Raw genomic sequence first — 15,251 nt, forward strand, 5'->3', positions numbered from 1 at the left:
GCAGCCGCACCTCCACTGCACGCTGGCGTCGCGCAACGCCGGCTTGTGGCATGCTCGTTTCCGTTTCCAAAGGAGTGAAAGATGGCGCTACACGTGATTGCTTCATTGTTCGTGAAACCCGAACACTTCCAGGCTGCCGAGGCCGAATTGCGCAGCATGGTCGCGAAGACGCGGGTCGAGCCGGGCAACCGCCGCTACGACCTGTTCCGCGAGCAGGACGGTTCGCCGAACCTGCACCTGTACGAGGTCTACGACGACCAGGCCGCATTCGATGCGCACCTCGCCAGCCCGCACTTCACGCAGTTCCGGACGAAGTCGGCGGACTGGTTCTCGGCGCCGCCGGTCATCAAGGTGCTGGCCGGCCTCGACGTGGCCGACTGACGCCGCAGCAGCACCCGTGCGGCTCGCCTCCCGCCCCGAGCCGCACGGCAGCCGCTGCGCATCACGCAGCGGCAATGACGACAATAACGCGGCGCAGCAGATCATCCGCGCCGTCTCCCCAATAAACCGGCCCCGGAGGCTGAATGGTCACCCTCAATATCAACGGCGAAAGCCGCACGGTCGACGCGCCTGACGACATGCCCCTGCTGTGGGTGCTGCGCGACGTCGTCGGCCTCACCGGCACGAAATTCGGTTGCGGCATCGCGCAGTGCGGCGCATGCACCGTGCATCTCGACGGCGTCGCCGCGCGTTCGTGCGTGCTGCCGGTCGCAGCCGTCGCCGGCCGCAAGATCACGACGATCGAAGCCGTCGGCGCGACGCCGGCCGGCCAGAAGGTGCAGGAAGCATGGCGCGAGCTCGACGTGGTGCAGTGCGGCTATTGCCAGTCCGGGCAGGTGATGGCGGCCACCGCGCTGATCGCGTCGAACCCGCATCCGAGCGACGCCGACATCGACGCGGCGATGGCAGGCAACATCTGCCGCTGCGGCACCTACAACCGGATTCGCGCAGCGGTCAAACACGCCGCGAACGGAGGCTGAGATGTCGCGAGGACTGATCGAAGCAGGGCGGGTCGGCGCGCGCGTGTCGCGCCGTTCGTTTCTGAAGGCCGGCATGTCGCTCGGCGCGGCCGCGGGCGGTGGCCTGCTGCTCGGCTTCAGCATGCCGGCGGCGGGCGGCGAAGCGCGGCGCTCGGTGATCGGCGGCGACGCGGATGAACCCGCGCGCCCAGGCGTATTCGCGCCGAACGCGTTCGTGCAGATCGATCGCGCCGGCCAGGTCACGCTCGTGATGCCGAAGGTCGAGATGGGACAGGGCGTCTACACGGCGCTGCCGATGCTGATCGCCGAGGAACTCGAGGTGCCGCTGTCGAGCGTCACGCTCGACCATGCGCCGCCGAACGAGAAGCTGTTCTCCGATCCGCTGCTCGGCGGCCAGCTGACCGGCGGCTCGACGTCGGTGCGCTATGCATGGGAGCCGCTGCGGCGCGCCGGCGCGACCGCGCGCACGTTGCTGGTGTCTGCCGCAGCGAAGCAATGGAGCGTCGATCCGGCCGCATGCCGCGCGGAAAACGGCGAAGTGCGGCACCCGCCGAGCGGCCGGCGCGCATCGTATGGCCAGCTTGCGGACGCCGCAGCGAAGCTGCCGGTGCCGAAGGACGTCGCGCTGAAGAAGCCGGCCGATTTCAAGCTGATCGGCAAGCCGGTGAAGCGGCTCGATTCGCCGGAGAAGGTCGACGGCACCGCGCAGTTCGGGCTCGACGTGAGGCTGCCCGGCATGCTGTACGCGGTGATCGTGAACAGCCCGGTGTTCGGCGGGACCGTCGCGAGCGTCGACGCTACGGCCGCCAAGAAGATTCCCGGCGTGCGCCAGGTGGTGCGCGCCGACGACGCGGTCGCGGTCGTCGGCGACCACACGTGGGCCGCCAAGCGCGGCGCGTCCGCGCTGGTCGTCAAGTGGAACGAGGGTGCCGACGCGAAGGTGTCGACGCAGGACATCGTCGCCGATCTCGCACACGCCGCCGCGAACGGCAAGGGCGCGGTCGCGCGCAAGGAGGGCGACGTCGGCAACGCGTTCGCGCACGCGAAGACGCGCATCGATGCCGTCTACGAGCAACCGTTGCTCGCGCACGCGACGATGGAGCCGGTCAACTGCACGGTGCACGTGCGCGGCGATGGCTGCGACGTGTGGGTCGGCACGCAGGTGCCGACGCGCGTGCGCGACACCGTGCACGGTCTGACGGGCCTGGCGCCCGAGCGGATCGTCGTGCACAACCATCTGCTCGGCGGCGGTTTCGGCCGTCGGCTCGAGACGGACATGGTCGCGCAGGCGGTGAAGATCGCGAAGCAGGTGAACGCGCCGGTGAAGGTCGTGTGGACGCGCGAGGAAGACATCCAGCACGACATGTATCGCCCGTACTACTACGACAAGATCTCGGCCGGCCTGGACGCGAACGGCAAGCCGGTGGCATGGCAGCACCGGATCGTCGGCTCGTCGATTCTTGCCCGCTTCGCGCCGCCGGCGTTCCACAACGGCGTCGATCCCGATGCGGTCGAGGTGGCGGCGGATCTGCCGTACGACCTGCCGAATCAGCTCGTCGACTACGTGCGCCAGGAGCCGCGCCACGTGCCGACCGCGTTCTGGCGCGGCGTCGGCCCGACCCGCAGCACGTTCGTGGTCGAGAGCTTCATCGACGAACTCGCCGCGCAGACCAGCACCGATCCCGCGCAATACCGCCGCGCGCTGCTCGGCAAGACGCCGCGCGCGCGCAACGTGCTCGACGTCGCGACCAAGGCGGCCGGATGGGGTTCGCCGTTGCCGAAGGGGCAAGGGCGCGGCGTGTCGGTGATGCACGCGTTCGGCAGCTTCTTCTCGATCGTGATCGACGTCGCGGTGGAGGACGGCGAAGTGCAGGTCAAGCGCGCCGTGTGTGCGGTCGACTGCGGGATGGTGGTGAACCCGAGCACGATCGAGGCGCAGGTGCAGGGCGGCATCATCTTCGGGATCACCGGGGCGTTGTACGGCGAGATCACGATCAAGGACGGGCGCGTCGTGCAGAGCAACTTCAACGATTACCGGGTGCTGCGCATCAACGAGACGCCGCCGATCGAGGTTCACCTCGTCAAGAGCGCCGAGGCGCCGGGCGGCATCGGCGAACCGGGCACCGCGGCCACCGCGGCGGCCGTCGCGAACGCGATCTTCGCGGCAACCGGCAAGCGGCTGCGCAAGCTGCCGGTCGGCGCCCAGCTGAAGACGGCTTGACGGGAGAACGAACCATGCAAAATCTGTCTCTGAATCCCGTGAATCGTGCCGTGCGCATGCTCGGTGCGTCGCTGCTGGCGCTTGCCGCGCTGACGCCGTTCGCGGCGCGCGCCGCGCCGGCCGACAGCGCGCTCGTCGAGCGCGGCGCGTATCTCGCGAAAGCCGGCGACTGCATCGCGTGCCATACCGCGCCGCGCGGCGCGCCGTTCGCCGGCGGCCTGAAGATGGCCACGCCGATGGGCGCGATCTACACGACCAACATCACGCCCGACCCGGACACCGGCATCGGCGGCTACACGGAGGCGCAGTTCGCGGCCGCGCTGCGCTCGGGCGTCGCGAAGGACGGCCATCGGCTGTATCCGGCGATGCCGTATCCGTCGTACGCGAAACTGCGCGACGACGACGTGAAGGCTTTGTACGCGTACTTCATGCACGGCGTCGAGCCGGTGAAGCAGGCCAATCGTGCTTCCGACATTCCGTGGCCGCTCAACATGCGCTGGCCGCTGGCGCTGTGGAACGCCGTGTTCCTCGACACGACGCCGTACACCGACAAGCCGGCCAAGGATGCGGCGTGGAATCGCGGCGCGTATCTCGTGCAGGGTCTCGGCCATTGCGGGTCGTGCCATACGCCGCGCGGCGTCGGCTTCCAGGAAAAGGCGCTGGACGAGGGCGGCAGTGCGTTCCTGTCCGGTGCGGCGCTCGACAACTGGTTCGCGTCGAACCTGACGGCGGAGCCCAATACCGGGCTCGGCCGCTGGAGCGACGCCGAGGTCGCGCAGTTCCTGAAGACCGGCGCGAACCGGCATGCGACCGCATTCGGCGCGATGGTCGGCGTGATCAACCACAGCACGCAGGCGCTGAGCGACGACGATCTGGCGGCGATCTCGCGCTACCTCAAATCGTTGCCGGCGGCGGGCGGCACGGGTGCGCCGCCTTACAGCTACGATCCCAAGGCGACGCAGGTCGCGCTGGGTCGGCCGGCGAACGATCCGGGCGCGAAGGTGTATAACGCTTACTGCCTGCATTGCCATGGCGCCGACGGTCGCGGTTATGCGCCGCTGCTCGCGCCGATCGCCGGCAACCCGAACGTGCTCGAAGCCGATGCGTCGTCGCTGATCAACGTGACGCTGAACGGAAGCGACACGCTCGTCATCGGCGGCGTGCCGTCGGCGTATCCGATGCCGGCGTTCGCGGACCAGTTGAACGACCGGCAGATCGCCGATGTGCTGACGTTCATGCGCGCAGGCTGGAACAACGGCGCGCCGGCCGTGCAGGCTGCGGAGGTCGCGAAACTCCGCAAGGCGACGGCGGCCGCGCGTTGAGCCCGGCCGGGTGCGGCGAACCACGACGGGCGCGCGTACCGCGTGCCTGTCGTCGAGCTGCCGCATGCCGCGCGCGGTAGCGCGGCTTTTTCTGTCAACCGGCGCGCGGCCGTTCGCGGCAGCGCGCGATTTATCGACGCAAAGTAGGGGTGTCTGGATGGCTAACGTGACTTATACGGATACACAACTGCTGATCGACGGCGAGTGGGTCGACGCCGCGAGCGGCAAGACGATCGACGTCGTGAACCCGGCGACCGGCAAGGCGATCGGCAAGGTGGCCCACGCGGGCATCGCCGATCTCGACCGCGCGCTTGCCGCGGCACAGCGCGGCTTCGAAGCGTGGCGCAAGGTGCCCGCGCACGAGCGCGCGGCGACGATGCGCAAGGCCGCCGCGCTGGTGCGCGAGCGCGCCGATGCGATCGCGCAACTGATGACGCAGGAGCAAGGCAAGCCGCTGACGGAAGCGCGCATCGAGGTACTGTCGGCAGCCGACATCATCGAATGGTTCGCGGACGAAGGCCGCCGCGTGTACGGCCGCATCGTGCCGCCGCGCAATCTCGGCGCGCAGCAGATGGTCGTGAAGGAGCCGGTCGGTCCGGTCGCGGCATTCACGCCGTGGAACTTCCCGGTCAACCAGGTCGTGCGCAAGCTGTGCGCGGCGCTCGCGACCGGCTGCTCGTTCCTCGTGAAGGCGCCGGAGGAGACGCCGGCATCGCCGGCTGCGCTGTTGCGCGCGTTCGTCGACGCCGGCGTGCCTGCGGGCGTCGTTGGTCTCGTATATGGCGATCCCGCGGAAATCTCGTCGTATCTGATTCCGCATCCGGTGATCCGCAAGGTGACGTTCACGGGTTCGACGCCGGTCGGCAAGCAGCTGGCGGCGCTGGCCGGCCAGCACATGAAGCGCGCGACGATGGAGCTGGGCGGCCACGCACCGGTGATTGTCGCCGAGGATGCGGACGTCGCGCTCGCGGTGAAGGCTGCCGGTGGCGCGAAGTTCCGCAACGCGGGCCAGGTGTGCATCTCGCCGACGCGTTTCCTCGTGCACAACAGCATCCGCGACGAATTCACGCGTGCGCTGGTTGCGCATGCGCAGGGGCTCAAGATCGGCAACGGTCTCGACGAAGGCACGACGCTCGGCGCGCTGGCGAATCCGCGCCGGCTGACCGCGATGGCGTCGGTCGTCGAGAACGCGCGCAAGGTCGGCGCGAGCATCGAGACCGGCGGCGAGCGGATCGGCTCGGAAGGCAACTTCTTCGCGCCGACCGTGATCGCGAACGTGCCGCTCGAAGCCGACGTGTTCAACAACGAGCCGTTCGGCCCCGTTGCTGCGATTCGCGGCTTCGACAAGCTCGAGGATGCGATCTCGGAAGCGAACCGTCTGCCGTTCGGGCTGGCCGGCTACGCGTTCACGCGTTCGTTCGCGAACGTGCATCTGCTGACGCAGCGACTCGAAGTCGGGATGCTGTGGATCAACCAGCCGGCTACGCCGTGGCCGGAAATGCCGTTCGGTGGCGTCAAGGATTCGGGCTATGGGTCGGAAGGCGGGCCGGAAGCGCTCGAACCGTATCTCGTCACGAAGTCGGTGACGGTGATGGCGGTTTGATGGTCAGGTGATGCCGTGCGCGCGCCGCGTTTCGCGCGGCGCGCGGTTGAGGGGTGGTTGGTGGTGCTGGGTTTGAGTTGCCTATTTTAGACTTTACATAACGTGAATTATCAATCTGAGCGATGTAGTAGCTTTTTAGAAATGTCGTGTTCTAGCCATTTAGAAATGTCCGCTTTCGGGCGCGTAAGCTGTCCGGCTGCCGATTTCCCGGCGCCGGAGGCTGCGATGGCTGCAACGGAGCGGATCTCGATGACGATGCGCGAACTGGACCGATTCAAGATCATTCAGGACGTAACGGCGAGCTCAAGCCGTGGCGTGCAGCCGAACGGCTGGAATTGACGAGCCGGCAGATCCGGCGACGGGTCGGCCGATTGCGTGATCACGGGCCGCCACGTCACTGCCAGGCGATCGAACGAATGAAGCCCGCCGCGAGCACACAATAGAACGCGCCGCAAAACAGACCGAACGGCTTGCGCGTGCGCGTGAAGAACGGCCCGGCCGAATGCGACGAGAACGCAAGCGCGTACGTCGTGAACACGATGCAGCCGAGCGTCGCGCAACCGGCGACGAGCATGAAACTCGTCCACGCCGGCGAGTTCGCCGACAAACCGAGCGTCGTCACCGTCAACCACGACAGAATCGCCTTCGGGTTGGTGAGGTGGATGCCGAGTCCCTGCAGATAAAACACCGCCGCGCCGCCGCGTCGCGTCTGCGTGGCCGCCTTCATCGGATCGCGCGACGAGAACGCCGTCCGAACCGCCTTGTGCGCGAGCCACAGCAGATAGAGCGCGCCGAGGATCTTGAGCCACATGAGCAGCGGCCGGTACGACAACAGCATCGCCGACACGCCGGCCGCCGCGGTCACGCCCCAGCACAGCGAGCCCGAGATCACGCCGGCCGCCGTCGCGAGGCCCGGCATGCGTCCGTAGTTGAGCGACGCGTTCGCGATCGACAGGTTGCCCGGCCCAGGCATCGCCGTGCCGATCAGGTAGACGGCGACCGCGACGCCGAAGCTGGAGAAGTGCGCGAGATTCATCTAAGGGTCCTTGTGCTCATCGCCACGCGCGGCCGTTCCGCTGCGCGCCGCCGTGCTCGTGTGAAACAACCGTGATCGAGTTTTCTTCCCGTCGGAAATCCACCTCCGCGGCTCACGCCGCCCTTACAGGCGCTCGTCCCGGCGTTCTCGGTCGAGACAGCGCACGGCCCGATGACAGGCCGAACCGATGCGGAGCGGCGGCGTCGCGCCCTCCTTCACGACCACGCCGTGCAGTGCCGGCACCCGCGAGACGACCAGCGGCACGCTCATCGCGACGTTGAAAACATGGGTGTTACCGAGGCGCATGGGCGTACCGCCTTTTCCATTCGGAACAGCCCGATTTCGCGCATGTGATCGCCCTAGCCGCTACGGTTCGACAGCGGCCCCACCGAACGCCTGCGGTAGCGATTATTCGACTAGAATCCGCTCACCGGAATGAACACAACCAAACAATCACTATCAAAGTGTTCGGGCATTTCGCCGAACACTTTGCCCGCCCTTCCTGACGATGGTGTCAAATGAAACTCGCGCTCGATACGACGACCGGCGTCCCGCTCAACGAGCAACTCGCTCGCCAGCTCGAACAGATGATTCGCTCGCGACATTTGCGCAGCGGCGTAAAACTGCCGTCGATCCGCAAGATGGCGGCCGACCAGCAGATCAGCCGCTTCCCCGTCATCGAGGCATACGACACGCTCGCGGCCCGCGGCCTGATCCAGCCGCGTCACGGCGCGGGCTTCTACGTGACCGACCGGTTCGACCGCAGCGCGCCGGTCGGCGGCACGGATCCGCAGATCGCCGAGGAAGAATCCGGCCACATCCTCGAGCAATTCGCGTCGACCGACGATCGCCTCAAGCTGTCGAGCGGCTTCATGCCGGCTGCGTGGCGCGACGTCGACGGCATCGCCCAGGCCATACGGCACGTCGTGCGCAGCGACGCGGCGAGCCTGGTCGACTATGCGCAGCCGCAAGGTGACCCGCTGCTGCGGCAGTACCTGAGCGGGTATCTCGCGCCACTCGGCATCCACGCGCAGCCGCAGCAGATTCTCGTCACGCACAGCGCGAGCCACGCGCTCGATCTCGTCGTGCGCCTGATGCTGAAGCCGGGCGACACGGTATTCGTCGAGGATCCCGGTTACTTCAACCTGTTCGGGCTGCTGAAGCTGCACGGCGTGAAGCTCGTCGGTGTGCCGCGCCGCGCGACGGGGCCCGACGTCGAGATCACCGAGGCGCTGCTGCGCGAACATCGTCCGAAGCTGTTCTTCGTCAATACCGCGTTCCACAACCCGACGGCGACGAACATTGCGCCGCCGGTGATGTTCCGGCTGCTGCAGCTCGCGCATCGGCACGACTTCACGTTCGTCGAGGACGACGTCTACGCGGACTTCGAAGTGGCGCCGTCGCAGCGGCTCGCGACGCTCGATCAGTTCGAACGGGTGATCTATCTGAGCGGGTTTTCGAAGGCTTTGTCGTCGTCGCTGCGGATCGGCTACCTGGCCGCGCGGCCCGAGCTGATCAAGCCGCTCGTCGAGCTGAAGGCGCTCACGAGCATGGGTGGCGCGCGGCTCGCGGAAAGCATCGTCGCGTCGCTGCTCGAGCGTGGCACGCATCGCAAGCATCTGGAACGGCTGCGCCGGCGCCTCGCGCAGGCGTCGGCCAACGCGGTGGCGCGATTACGCCATGCGGGCTGGGAAGTGTTCGAACAGCCGAGCGGCGGCATGTTCGTGTGGGCGCGCGTGCCCGGCGTGGAAGATTCCGCGCTGCTGTGCGACACCGCGCGCACGTTCGGGCTCGACCTTGCGCCCGGGCGCGAATACCGGCCGAACGGCGAGGCGACGCCGTGGGTACGGCTCAACGTCGCAGCGGCGAGCGATCCGCTTGCCGAGCCGTTCATCGACGCGGCCCCCGGCCTCGCTCGAGACACGTGACGGACCGTCTTGCGCGGATGTGATGCGATGCAAACGCGGCCGGCTTCCGACGGCCGCGCCGGTCGCGGACGGCCGGTCAGCTGCGCGACAACACGTCGTCATTTGCGGGTCCGTGCGATCGACGATACGTCGCTGCCGATTTCGCCGCCGGACTTCAGAATGCATGACCCGACGCCGTCGTCGCCGTTTCGCGCAAGCCGATGTGACCAGCTCGGCCGTGTTGCCGGTGACCGGCGAGGTTCCCAACCATGCGCTAACGCCGGCGCAGCGAACGCCCCCGCTCGGACCGCTGCGTATCAGTGCGCGATGCCCCAGCGGCGCACCGTCATGCGCTCGAGCGTATCGAATACGAGATGCTCGACGAGCAGCCCGATCACGATGACGGCCGCGAGACCTGCGAATACGCGGTCGGTATACAGCTCGTTGCGGTTCTGGAAGATGTACCAGCCGAGCCCGCCCTGCCCGGCGCTCGCACCGAACACGAGTTCCGCCGCGATCAGCGTGCGCCATGCGAAAGCCCAGCCGACGCGCAACCCGGACAGGATCGACGGCAGCGCGGCCGGCACGAGGATCAGCGCGATCTGCCGCAGGCCGCTGAGCCCATAGTTGCGCCCGGCCATCTTCAGCGTGGCCGGCACACCGGCGAAGCCCGTATACATACTGAGCGCGAGCGGCCACAGCACCGCGTGCACGAGCACGAACAGCAGGCTGCCGGTGCCGAGCCCGAACCACAGCAACGCAATCGGCAGCAACGCGATCGACGGCAGCGGATTGAACATCGACGTGAGCATCGACAGCACATCGCGACCGACGCGCGTCGACACCGCGAGCGACGTCAGCACGAACGCGAACAGGACGCCGAGCGCATAGCCGCGCAACAGCACCGACATCGAGATGGCCGTCTTCCCCAGCAGTTCGCCCGACGCGATGCCTTGCACGAACGCAACGAGCGTCGCGCCGAAGGTCGGTACGAGCAAATCGTTCGCGACGATGCGCGCGACGGTTTCCCATACGGCGATCAGCACCAGCGCGATCACCGCGCGGCGAAAGCCGCTCGCACCGGCGATACGGCGCAACAGGGGCGCGGGCGCCGCACGCGCGGCTTCGGGCAGCGCGTCGAGCGTGCGCACGTATTCGGCACGAACGGGCGGCAACGGCGGCAGGACAGGATCGATCGTGGTCATGATGCAGTGGCCTCCGTGGTCGATGCGGCGTGCGTTTCGCCCAACGCGTCGGCATCGAACAGCAGATGATGAATGCGGGCGACGCTCGCGCGGAAGTCGCCGCTACCGACGCTGTCGAACGAATGCTCGTCGCTGTTGAGCTCGGCGCGCACGCGTCCCGGATGCGGCGACAGCAGCAGGATCCGGTTGCCGACCACGAGCGCCTCCTCGATCGAATGCGTGACGAACAGCAGCGTGAAGCGGAATTCGTCCCAGAGGCGCAGCAGTTCTTCCTGCATCTTGCGCCGCGTGAGCGCGTCGAGCGCGGCGAACGGCTCGTCCATCAGCAGCACGCGCGGCTGCATCGCCAACGCGCGCGCGATCGCGACGCGCTGCTTCATGCCGCCGGACAGCGTATGCGGATAGGCGTCGGCGAACGCGGCGAGCCCGACCTTGTCGAGATAGTGCAGCGCACGCTCGCGTGCTTCGGCCCGCGACAGCTTCGCGGCAGCACGCAACGGAAACGCGACGTTCTCGACGACCGTCTTCCACGGCGGCAACTGGTCGAATTCCTGGAACACGACGATGCGATCGGGGCCCGGGCCGTGCACGGGCCGGCCGTCGAGCGCGATCGAACCCGAGACGGGCTCGATGAAGCCCGCGATCGCCTTCAGCAACGTGGATTTTCCGCAGCCGGACGGGCCGAGCAGCACGAAACGGTCGCCGCCGTACACGTCGAAGCTGACTTGATGGGTCGCGCGCACGATGCGTGCGCCCGCCCGGTATTCGAGGCTCACGCGCTCGATCGCCAGCAGGCGCTTGCTGGGCGCGCCGGCCGCTGCGGCCTGAGGCGCGGACGCGTCGCGCGCGTCGGTGACGGGATGGACGGCCGATGCGGCCGCACCGCGCATCGCGTACGGCGGCAAGCCGATCGACGGAGAAGTGGCGTTCACGATGGAAACTCTCGCGGGTAAATCATCAACATACGGCGGTGTGGCGCACGGCCCAACCAACGATTGCGCATATCGAAACCGCGCAGCCGCATAAGCGGCGATCGCGACGCGGCAGCGTCGGCTCGGCGTCGGATCAACTACCGCCGGCCGTCGCCGGATCGTCGAAGAAGTAATCGCGCCACGATTTCGGCTCGTTGCGGATCGCGCCGGTGCGATACATGAACTGCGCGAGCTTCAGCGTGTTCTCGGGAGCCGTCTTGAACTGCACCTGCGGATTGCGCAGGATCTTCAGCAACAACGCGCGATCGATCCTCGAACCGTTCACGCGAAGGTACGTGTCGGCCGCGCGCTCGGGGTCGGCTGCGATCTGGCGCGCGGCGTCGGCGAGCGCCGCGACGAACGCGCGATACGTCTTCGGATTGGCGTCGCGGAATTGCTCCGTTGCATACAGCACCGTCGCGGAACTCGGGCCGCCGAGCACATCGTAGGAATTGAGCACGATGTGCGCCTTCGGATTGCCGGCGAGCTCCTGATCCTGGAACGGCGGGTTGCCGAAGTGCCCGGTGATCACATTGCTGTTCGCCAGGATCGCGGCCGTTGCATCCGGGTGCGGGATCGCCTGCGTCAGCGCATCGAGACGATCGAACTGCTTGTCGCCCCACTGCTTCGCGGCCGCGTACTGCAGCACGCGCGACTGCACCGACACGCCGACGGCCGGCACCGCGATACGGTCCTTCGCGCTCAAGTCGGCGATCGTCTTCACGTTCGGATTGGTGCTGACCAGGTAGTACGGGAAATTGCCGAGCGAGGCGACGCCCTTCACGTTCTGCCGCCCGCGCGTGCGGTCCCATACGGTCAACAGCGGCCCGACGCCCGCCCCGGCGATATCGACCGCGCCCGACAGCAGCGCGTCGTTCACGGCCGCGCCGCCCGACAGCCGCACCCAGTCGACCTTGATGTCGACGCCGGCCTTGCGGCCCTCCTTCTCGATCAGTTGCTGATCGCGCGCGACGTTCAGCATCAGGTAAACCACGCCGAACTGCTCGGCGATGCGGATGCGGCCTTCCGCGTGTGCGGGGCGCGGCGTGCCGGCGACCACGAACGCCAGCGCGGCGGTGAGCGTGACGGCCAAGGCGCGGCGCGCAGAACGGGTCGTGCGGCGCAGGGCCGGCGAAACAGGAAACGACATCGGAACTCCAGCAGAAACGAGGCGTCGGGACGAAACGTGGCGCTCAGAACGGCGCGTCGCCTTCGATCGTCGTGCGGTACAGCTTGCGGCGCAGATGGTCCGGCGTGCCGGCCGCGAGATGCATCAGCGAGCGGTTGTCCCAGAACACGAGGTCGTGATCGCGCCACCGATGGCGATACAGGTGCTCGTCCCGCACGCTGTGCGCGAACAGTTCGTCGAGCAGTGCGCGGCTTTCGTCGGCGGGCAGGTCGACGATGCGTGTCGTGAAATGCTCGCTCACGAACAGCGCCTTGCGGCCCGTCTCCGGATGCGTGCGCACGATCGGGTGCACCACCGCTTCGACTTGCGCAAGCTGCTCGGCCGACAGCACGGGCCGCCACCGGTTGCGTGCCTGCAGCTCCGCATAGCGCGCGAGATAGGTATGTTCGGCGCGCCGCCCTTCGACCGCGCGACGCAGGTGCGCCGGCAGCGTATCCCATGCGAGATGCATGTTGGCGAACAGCGTGTCGCCGCCTTCGGCCGGCAGTTCCTGCGCATGCAGCAGCGAGCCGAGGCTCGGTTTTTCCTTGTACGACAGATCGGAGTGCCAGAAATGGCCGGCGTCGCCGAGCCCGATCGGCTTGCCGTTCTCGACGATGTTCGACACGATCAGCACTTCCGGATGCCCGGCCAGCGCGAATTGGTGCAGCACGTGGATCTGCAGCGGGCCGAAGCGGCGGCTGAACGCGATGTGCTGTTCCGGCGTGATGCGCTGGTCGCGAAACACCAGCACGTGATGGTCGAGATGCGCGCGATGGATGCGTGTGAAAGCGGCCGCGTCCAGCGGTTGCGACAGGTCGATCCCGACGACTTCTGCGCCGACCGGCGCATCGAGCGGGATGATGTCGAACCGCTGCGCGGCGGCCTCGAACGACGGTGCAGGCTGATGGCCGACGCGCGCCGCTGTTGCGGCGTGGATGGCGGGAGTCGTCACGATAGCGCCCCTGATTCGATGAAAAGGCGAATCTTCGAGCCCATGCCGGACGGCGTCAACGAAGCGATTTCGATACGTTTATCTGCCGCAGCGATAAGGATCGGCGCTCGGGCGGCGGGCCTGTCGGACGAGGAAATCAGGTCATGCGGCCGACTGTCGGATGTCGGCGCGCGTCGATATGCAGCGATCGTGCGACGCACGCCTTCGGTGTGCTCTCGGTTGAAAGGACGGCCGAGGGTCGAAGCGTTTGTCGCTCCGCCGACGCGTGCGCGATGCGACATGCCACATCGCGTCGCAGCGAAAACGGACGGCCCGGCGACACAGTTACAAGATAAGCGTTGACTCAAGCATTCGCGGCGGTTAGTGTACGCACCGAAGTCCAAGAAGTCCGATTGCTGTTCATCAATGTCTCGCCCCTCAGCGGTATTCGTTGTCCTCTCTCTCCTTGACGCTTCAAACGCTCTACAACAGAGCAAATCTCCTATTTACTGCTCAAGGATTCATCATGGATACCGGTATCGTCAAATGGTTCAACGACAGCAAAGGCTTCGGCTTCATCACCCCGGACAATGGCGGTGACGACCTGTTCGCTCACTTCTCCGAAATCCGCGCCGACGGCTTCAAAACGCTCGCCGAAAATCAAAAAGTGAGCTTCGAAACGAAGCAAGGCCCGAAGGGTCTGCAGGCGGCCAACATCAAGCCGCTGTAAGTCTCAAGCGCCCGACGTCCGGGAACGGACGCGGGGCGCAGCGCCCCTCCACGACACGTCGTCTTCCTGAAGCGCACGCGCTCGGTGCTAGGCTGCGGCCGTTGATTCGACCGCCTGCCACGCGTCGCATGCGTCGTTGCGTCTCGCGCTTTCGTCGGCCGGTGACTCTCTTTTGCGCGCTCTTATTGCGCCGGATTCAGCTAGTAACGGCTGTAAATCCGCGCCCGTTCAGCACGGCATGCGCGCGCTCGAATATTATTAAAATCAAAATGCAACACAACCAAACACAACAGTACAACGGCTATGCCATCCAGCCTTCGGCGCATCGCTTGCCCGACGGCAGTTATTCATCCAACCTGCTGCTCGAGCCGATCGACAGCCGCTGCGCCGATCGCCGCTACCAGTTCTATTCGCTCGACTACTTCCCGAGCGAACGGCAGGCGCTGCAGCATTCGGCTCGCTGGGCCCGCAACTGGGTCGATACGCGCGGCTGAACGCAACACCGCGCGGGCGTCGTTCGTTCGCGGCGGAACGCGAGATAGCAATCCTCGCTCTACGACTTCGGCCGCGCATGGCGCAGCCAAACCGCACGCCGCGCCGGCTTGTCGCGACAACACAAGCACGTGGCCCACGCCTTGCTCACGCCGTGGATGCGCAACATTCTCAGGTTGCGACCAGGAGAGCGATATGACACGTCAACAGCAACACGCAGGCAAGTCGACGGGCGACACGAAGCCCGACGAACAACGTAACGATGCTCAGCCGACCTTCGAAACCGATATTTCGGAAACCGGCGACGACGGCACGACGGTGCGTCAAGCCGAAGTCCGCGAAGACGACCTGTCGGAAGTGAAACCGTCCGACTCGGGCACGAAGCAGTGAGCCTGCGGAAACGGCGTGCTGCCCGACGGGCAGCGCGCCGTTTCCCGCGATGCAGGCGCGCAACGGCGAAACGCCCGGCGACAGCGCCGCATCCACTTGGGCGGCACAGCGTCACGCGCTTGCTGATATCCACGACGACGCGGTGCCTTTTGCGGAGTCGTTGCAATTTCCGCCTTCCGGCGTCGACCGACGCCGCTTTCATCACCTTCCCCACCCGGCCACGAGCTCGGAGCATGCTCGGCGACCCTCCAGCGTACTCGACGCACGGATCGTCTTCGCCGCTCCCCCGATG

Annotated in this window: 17 protein-coding genes and 1 pseudogene; 11 read left to right on the forward strand and 7 right to left on the reverse strand. The window is 66.9% G+C overall.

The features are described from left to right. Window positions 1-81 precede the first annotated feature (81 nt). The 6 genes and pseudogenes from C3Y15_RS25035 to C3Y15_RS32610 all read left to right on the forward strand — a co-directional run. Window positions 82-381, forward strand: coding sequence for a putative quinol monooxygenase (locus C3Y15_RS25035; RefSeq protein ID WP_011882244.1), 300 nt, complete (start codon window positions 82-84; stop codon window positions 379-381). 143 nt (window positions 382-524) lie between these two features. After that, window positions 525-980, forward strand: coding sequence for a (2Fe-2S)-binding protein (locus C3Y15_RS25040; RefSeq protein ID WP_011882245.1), 456 nt, complete (start codon window positions 525-527; stop codon window positions 978-980). A gap of 1 nt (window position 981) precedes the next feature. Further along, on the forward strand, window positions 982-3,201 hold the full coding sequence (locus tag C3Y15_RS25045) for a xanthine dehydrogenase family protein molybdopterin-binding subunit (protein ID WP_069246489.1): 2,220 nt from the start codon (window positions 982-984) through the stop codon (window positions 3,199-3,201). A gap of 14 nt (window positions 3,202-3,215) precedes the next feature. Continuing rightward, window positions 3,216-4,523 (forward strand): cytochrome c, encoded by a 1,308-nt coding sequence (locus C3Y15_RS25050; protein WP_069246488.1) that lies wholly within the window; start codon window positions 3,216-3,218, stop codon window positions 4,521-4,523. A gap of 157 nt (window positions 4,524-4,680) precedes the next feature. Beyond that, window positions 4,681-6,126, forward strand: coding sequence for an NAD-dependent succinate-semialdehyde dehydrogenase (locus C3Y15_RS25055; protein ID WP_011882248.1), 1,446 nt, complete (start codon window positions 4,681-4,683; stop codon window positions 6,124-6,126). A gap of 225 nt (window positions 6,127-6,351) precedes the next feature. Further along, window positions 6,352-6,515: pseudogene (locus C3Y15_RS32610) on the forward strand (ISNCY family transposase); the annotation flags it as partial. Window positions 6,516-6,520: 5 nt separating this feature from the next. On the opposite strand, the gene C3Y15_RS25065 reads toward C3Y15_RS32610, so the two are convergent. Next, window positions 6,521-7,162, reverse strand: coding sequence for a LysE family translocator (locus C3Y15_RS25065; RefSeq protein ID WP_011882249.1), 642 nt, complete (start codon window positions 7,160-7,162; stop codon window positions 6,521-6,523). A 123-nt stretch (window positions 7,163-7,285) separates the two neighbouring features. Next, window positions 7,286-7,468, reverse strand: a complete 183-nt coding sequence (locus C3Y15_RS25070) for a hypothetical protein (RefSeq protein ID WP_014724869.1) — start codon at window positions 7,466-7,468, stop codon at window positions 7,286-7,288. Between the two features lie 212 nt (window positions 7,469-7,680). Here C3Y15_RS25070 and C3Y15_RS25075 point away from each other — a divergent pair, with 212 nt between their 5' ends. Further along, window positions 7,681-9,090: a PLP-dependent aminotransferase family protein gene (locus C3Y15_RS25075; RefSeq protein WP_069246487.1), complete on the forward strand. Its 1,410-nt coding sequence runs from the start codon at window positions 7,681-7,683 to the stop codon at window positions 9,088-9,090. Between the two features lie 296 nt (window positions 9,091-9,386). On the opposite strand, the gene C3Y15_RS25080 is transcribed toward C3Y15_RS25075, so the two are convergent. From C3Y15_RS25080 to C3Y15_RS25100, 5 genes are all read right to left on the reverse strand, one after another. Continuing rightward, window positions 9,387-10,274: an ABC transporter permease gene (locus tag C3Y15_RS25080; RefSeq protein WP_069246486.1), complete on the reverse strand. Its 888-nt coding sequence runs from the start codon at window positions 10,272-10,274 to the stop codon at window positions 9,387-9,389. After that, the gene (locus C3Y15_RS25085; RefSeq protein ID WP_059559671.1) at window positions 10,271-11,266 is read right to left on the reverse strand and encodes an ABC transporter ATP-binding protein; all 996 of its coding nucleotides are present in this window, start codon (window positions 11,264-11,266) and stop codon (window positions 10,271-10,273) included. The genes C3Y15_RS25080 and C3Y15_RS25085 overlap by 4 nt, the downstream gene beginning before the upstream one ends. A gap of 73 nt (window positions 11,267-11,339) precedes the next feature. Beyond that, the gene (locus C3Y15_RS25090) at window positions 11,340-12,395 is read right to left on the reverse strand and encodes an ABC transporter substrate-binding protein (RefSeq protein ID WP_011882253.1); all 1,056 of its coding nucleotides are present in this window, start codon (window positions 12,393-12,395) and stop codon (window positions 11,340-11,342) included. A 43-nt stretch (window positions 12,396-12,438) separates the two neighbouring features. Next, window positions 12,439-13,368 carry a TauD/TfdA family dioxygenase gene (locus C3Y15_RS25095; RefSeq protein WP_034195078.1) on the reverse strand — a complete coding sequence of 310 codons (930 nt, stop codon included), beginning with the start codon at window positions 13,366-13,368 and terminating at the stop codon, window positions 12,439-12,441. Further along, window positions 13,365-13,649 (reverse strand): hypothetical protein, encoded by a 285-nt coding sequence (locus tag C3Y15_RS25100; RefSeq protein ID WP_124259677.1) that lies wholly within the window; start codon window positions 13,647-13,649, stop codon window positions 13,365-13,367. The genes C3Y15_RS25095 and C3Y15_RS25100 overlap by 4 nt, the downstream gene beginning before the upstream one ends. Window positions 13,650-13,873: 224 nt before the next feature. On the opposite strand from C3Y15_RS25100, the gene C3Y15_RS25105 reads away from it, so the two are divergent. The 4 genes from C3Y15_RS25105 to C3Y15_RS32005 all read left to right on the forward strand — a co-directional run. Beyond that, window positions 13,874-14,077 (forward strand): cold-shock protein, encoded by a 204-nt coding sequence (locus tag C3Y15_RS25105; protein WP_006485974.1) that lies wholly within the window; start codon window positions 13,874-13,876, stop codon window positions 14,075-14,077. Between the two features lie 269 nt (window positions 14,078-14,346). Beyond that, complete coding sequence (locus C3Y15_RS25110; protein WP_011882255.1) at window positions 14,347-14,571, forward strand: hypothetical protein; 225 nt, start codon at window positions 14,347-14,349, stop codon at window positions 14,569-14,571. Between the two features lie 193 nt (window positions 14,572-14,764). Continuing rightward, window positions 14,765-14,959 (forward strand): hypothetical protein, encoded by a 195-nt coding sequence (locus tag C3Y15_RS25115; protein ID WP_045577964.1) that lies wholly within the window; start codon window positions 14,765-14,767, stop codon window positions 14,957-14,959. Between the two features lie 49 nt (window positions 14,960-15,008). Beyond that, on the forward strand, window positions 15,009-15,251 hold a 243-nt coding region (locus C3Y15_RS32005; protein WP_208328104.1), incomplete at its 3' end, for a hypothetical protein.

The sequence above is a fragment of the Burkholderia sp. B10 genome, assembly GCF_004368385.1.
Classification (GTDB): Bacteria; Pseudomonadota; Gammaproteobacteria; order Burkholderiales; family Burkholderiaceae; genus Burkholderia; species Burkholderia vietnamiensis.